The organism is Duganella callida (assembly GCF_004614165.1).
GTDB lineage: Bacteria > Pseudomonadota > Gammaproteobacteria > Burkholderiales > Burkholderiaceae_D > Rugamonas > Rugamonas callida.
Genome location: NZ_SPVG01000047.1, coordinates 1 through 3,680, shown reverse-complemented (window position 1 = coordinate 3,680; position 3,680 = coordinate 1). Strand labels below are relative to the sequence as shown.

Genomic DNA, 3,680 nt, shown 5'->3' with positions numbered 1-3,680 from the left:
CGGCAGCGCGGCGCGTTCGCCCGGCCCCTGCACCGTCACCGGCGCCTTGGCCAGCGCCGCGTAAAACGCCACCATCGGCCGCGGCGGCAGTTCGTCGTGGTGCATCACGTTGATCAGGCCATGGCGGCTTTCGCCCTTGTAGCCGACGCGGCGCGGGATGCCGGCCAGCCACGGAATCAGCGCGTACTTGATGGTGTTGGGCAGCACGTAGGCGTCGGCGTAGCCGCGCCGGCGCAGCAGGCGCGCGAACTTCCAGCGCTGCTTCAGCTGCAGCGCGCCGTGGCGGAACGGCGTCTCCAGCACCTCGGCCACTTCGGGCGCCTGGCGCCACACGGGCGACACCGCCGGCGGCGCCAGCACGTCGATCGGCCGCTCGGGATGGGCGGCGCGCAGCAGCTGCAGCAGCGGCTGCGCCATCACGGCGTCGCCGATCCAGTTGGGGGAAATCACCAGGGTGCGCAATTCGCTCATCGCTGTTCCTCGCGCGCGTTCAGGCACAGTCCCGCCAGCAGGAACAGCATCAGCGCGTAAAACATGCAGCTGCGGACCGACCAGAAGATCACTTCCGTCAGACCGAAGCTGAAATAGCTCAGCACCAGCAGCATGCCGGCCAGCGCCGGCGCGCGCGCCGCGCGGACCGGCATCTGGCGCAGGAAAAACATGAACGGCGCCACCAGCGTCGAGGCCCAGGCCACCAGTCCGATGACGCCGCCGTACACCAGCGCCTGCAGGATATCGTTGTGGAAGTGTTCGAAGTCCAGCACATAGGGGTGGACGTCGCCGTCATGGACCAGCTGTTCAAGCTCGGCGCGCACGGCCGGGATGCTGGCGCCGGCCAGCGGATGGCGGCCGATCAGGTGCACGGCGCTGCGCCACAATTCGAAGCGGATGCCGACGCTGGTGTAGGTCGGGCCGCCGCTGAAATACTGCTGCACGTCGCTGACCCCCTGGTCGATGCGCTCGCGCGCGCCGGTCTGCGGAATAAAGTAAGTGCTAACCAACAGCAGCAGGCCGAGCAGCGCCAGCCCCTTGCGGAAACGACCGCGCAACACATGACCGTAGCGGATCAGCAACAGCACCGAAAACACGATGGCGACCCAGCCGCCGCGCGTGCCGGTGGCGATCGAGCCGGTCAGCCCGGCCAGCGCGCCCAGGCCCGGCCAGACGGCCGCGCGGCCGCTGAAGTCCAGCGTCGCGGCCAGACACATCAGGCCCAGGCACAGCATGATGTCGCCGAAGGTGATCGAATTGATCAGGCCGCCGGGGCGGTCGATGCCCATGCCCCAGCGCTGGTAGGCGATGAACACGGCGCCGGCGAAGGCGCCGGCGATCATGCCCCACCACAGCGCCTTGCGGCGGGGCCGGCAGGCCAGCACGGTCAGCATCACGGTGACGGCGGCCAGCATGCGCGTGGGCTTTTCCAGCTCGCGCAGCTTGACCTCGTGACTGAACAGGAAACCCAACAGCGCGATCAGGAATACCGCGCCAAATGCTATCAATACCGGGCGAATCTCGTTAAGATGACGCAGCAGCGCCTGCCAGCCAACCCGGCGATAGACGATGGCCGCCAGCAAAAAGACGAAGCTGCACAAGCCCACCCCGAAGCTGGTGATCAGCAGCAGGAACGGAAACAGGAAAATCAGGCTGTGGATAAAGACAGTGCTGGCGCCAGAGCGGGGTGAGGTATTATTCATTCATATTATCGTTTATTGCAAAACAGCAATCCGTCTTAAAGCCGTACAACCATGTCGTCCGCCCTCATTTCCGTCATCATTACCACCTACAACCGGCCGGATGCGCTGACTGCCGTCGTCGACGCCTGCTTCGCGCAGGACGAGCGCGGGTTCGAAATCATTATCGCTGATGACGGCTCCGGCCACAACACGCAGGCGGCGGTGGCCGCGCTGCAGGCGCGCGCGCCGGTGCCGCTGCGCCATGTGTGGCAGGAAGACCTGGGCTTCCGCGCCGCGCGGGCGCGCAACCTCGGCACGCTGGACGCGCGCGGCGACTACATCATCTTCCTGGACGGCGATTGTGTACCGCAGCGTAATTTTATCAGCCAGCACCGCAAGCTGGCCCAGCGCGGCTACCTGGTGCAGGGCAGCCGCATCCTGCTGGACCAGGCGGCCACCGAGCGCGTGCTGCGCCAGCATATTGATTTGCAAAGCTTAAGCACGACTGAAAAACTGGCGTGGCGCCGCGCGGGCGGGCTCAACAAGGTGCTGCCGCTGCTGCTGACCCTGCCGGACATCGGCCGCACCAGCAAGCGCTTCACCTGGCGCCGCATCAAGAGCTGCAATCTGGCCGTGTGGCGCGCCGACCTCGATCTGGTGAACGGCTTCGACGAAAGCTTCCTCGGCTGGGGCCACGAGGATTCCGACCTGGTGGTGCGCCTGTACAACGCCGGCGTGCTGCGCAAGGATGGCGCCTACGCCACCGAGGTGCTGCACCTGTGGCACCAGGAAAACGCGCGCGACCAGGAAACCAGCAACCGCGCCGAAGTGCTGAAGCGCGCCGCCGCCGGCACCGTGCTGGCGGTCAAGGGCTTGCGGGCATGAGCATGACGACCGGCGCGACGCCATTGCTGAGCATCCTGGTGCCCGGCTACAACGTCGAGCGCTTCATCACCGATTGCCTGGAGCACATCGCCGTGCAGATGCGCGGCCACCACGAGCTGATCGTGGTGGACGACGGCTCCACCGACCAGACCGTGGCGCGCGTGCGCGCGGTGCAGGCGGCGTGGCCGCGGCTGGCGATCCGCCTGATCGAGCAGCCCAACCAGGGCATCTCGGACGCGCGCAACCGCGCGCTGCAGGAAGCGCGCGGCGCCTACATCGTGTTTGTCGACAGCGACGACCGCCTGCTGCCGCGCTCGCTGGAAGCGCTGGAACGCGTGATCGCCGACAAGCAGCCGGACGTGATCGCCACCGCGCTGCGCTTCTGGCACCCGGACGCGCCGGACAAGGACCGCGACGTCTACATGAGCTATCAGCCGGAGCAGACCATCACCTGCCAGGACACGATATTGAGTGCGTTCTTTGCCGACCGCCACATGTACGTCTGGTGCAAGGTGTTCCGGCGCGAGATCTACGCCCAGCTGGCGATGCCGCTGTTCCCGTCGCGGCGGCTGTTCGAGGACGTGGCGGTGGTGCCGCGCCTGCTGCAGCGCTGCCGCAGCCTGGTGTATTTGCCGCACGTGCTGCTGGCGTACCGGCAGCATCCGGTCAGCATCACGCGCGTGATCAGCGAACAATGGTGCGTGGATTTCGTATCGGCGCTGGCGGCGGTCAAGCCGGCGTTCGAACAGGCCGGGGTGAGCGCCGCGGTGCGCGCGCAGTTCGACCGCGCCGTGTGCCACTTCTACATCGGCATGGTGAAGAACTCCTACCAGCTGCCGGCGGCGACCGGCGACGCCGTGCGCGGCAAAGTGCGCCGCATCTTCCTCGACAGCCTGTTCGCGCCGCCGCAGCAAGTCCTGGCCGCCATGCGCGGCAACCGCGACGACGCCCACACGGCGCGCCAGGTCCAGCGCGCGCTGAACGACAACCGCTGGTTCCACCTGCAACAGACGGCGGTGCGCAAGCTCAAGCTGTGGCAGCGCCTGGAGCGCACGCGCGCCCTGCTAAAATCCGGGGTCAGTTCTGCCAATCGCACACGAGCCCAACCGTAGCGCAAGCTAC

4 protein-coding genes are annotated in these 3,680 nt (G+C 67.0%); 2 read left to right on the top strand and 2 right to left on the bottom strand.

The genetic code is table 11. From position 1 onward, the window contains the following. Positions 1–471, bottom strand: a 471-nt coding sequence (gene waaF, locus E4L98_RS05140) for a lipopolysaccharide heptosyltransferase II (protein WP_135200498.1), incomplete at its 3' end; no start/stop codon positions are given. Continuing rightward, positions 468–1,694, bottom strand: coding sequence for an O-antigen ligase family protein (locus E4L98_RS05135; protein WP_135200497.1), 1,227 nt, complete (start codon positions 1,692–1,694; stop codon positions 468–470). The genes waaF and E4L98_RS05135, both read right to left, overlap by 4 nt. A gap of 51 nt (positions 1,695–1,745) precedes the next feature. Here E4L98_RS05135 and E4L98_RS05130 point away from each other — a divergent pair, with 51 nt between their 5' ends. Continuing rightward, positions 1,746–2,558 (top strand): glycosyltransferase family 2 protein, encoded by an 813-nt coding sequence (locus tag E4L98_RS05130; RefSeq protein WP_135200496.1) that lies wholly within the window; start codon positions 1,746–1,748, stop codon positions 2,556–2,558. Further along, positions 2,555–3,670, top strand: a complete 1,116-nt coding sequence (locus E4L98_RS05125; protein WP_135200495.1) for a glycosyltransferase family 2 protein — start codon at positions 2,555–2,557, stop codon at positions 3,668–3,670. Before E4L98_RS05130 ends, E4L98_RS05125 begins: the two co-directional genes overlap by 4 nt. Positions 3,671–3,680 lie beyond the last annotated feature (10 nt).

What these genes read in the sequence shown, in the direction of transcription:
- E4L98_RS05135 (WP_135200497.1), bottom strand. Translation starts at nt 1,694, where the DNA reads ATGAATAATACCTCACCCCGCTCTGGCGCCAGCACTGTCTTTATCCAC.
- E4L98_RS05130 (WP_135200496.1), top strand. Translation starts at nt 1,746, where the DNA reads ATGTCGTCCGCCCTCATTTCCGTCATCATTACCACCTACAACCGGCCG.
- E4L98_RS05125 (WP_135200495.1), top strand. Translation starts at nt 2,555, where the DNA reads ATGAGCATGACGACCGGCGCGACGCCATTGCTGAGCATCCTGGTGCCC.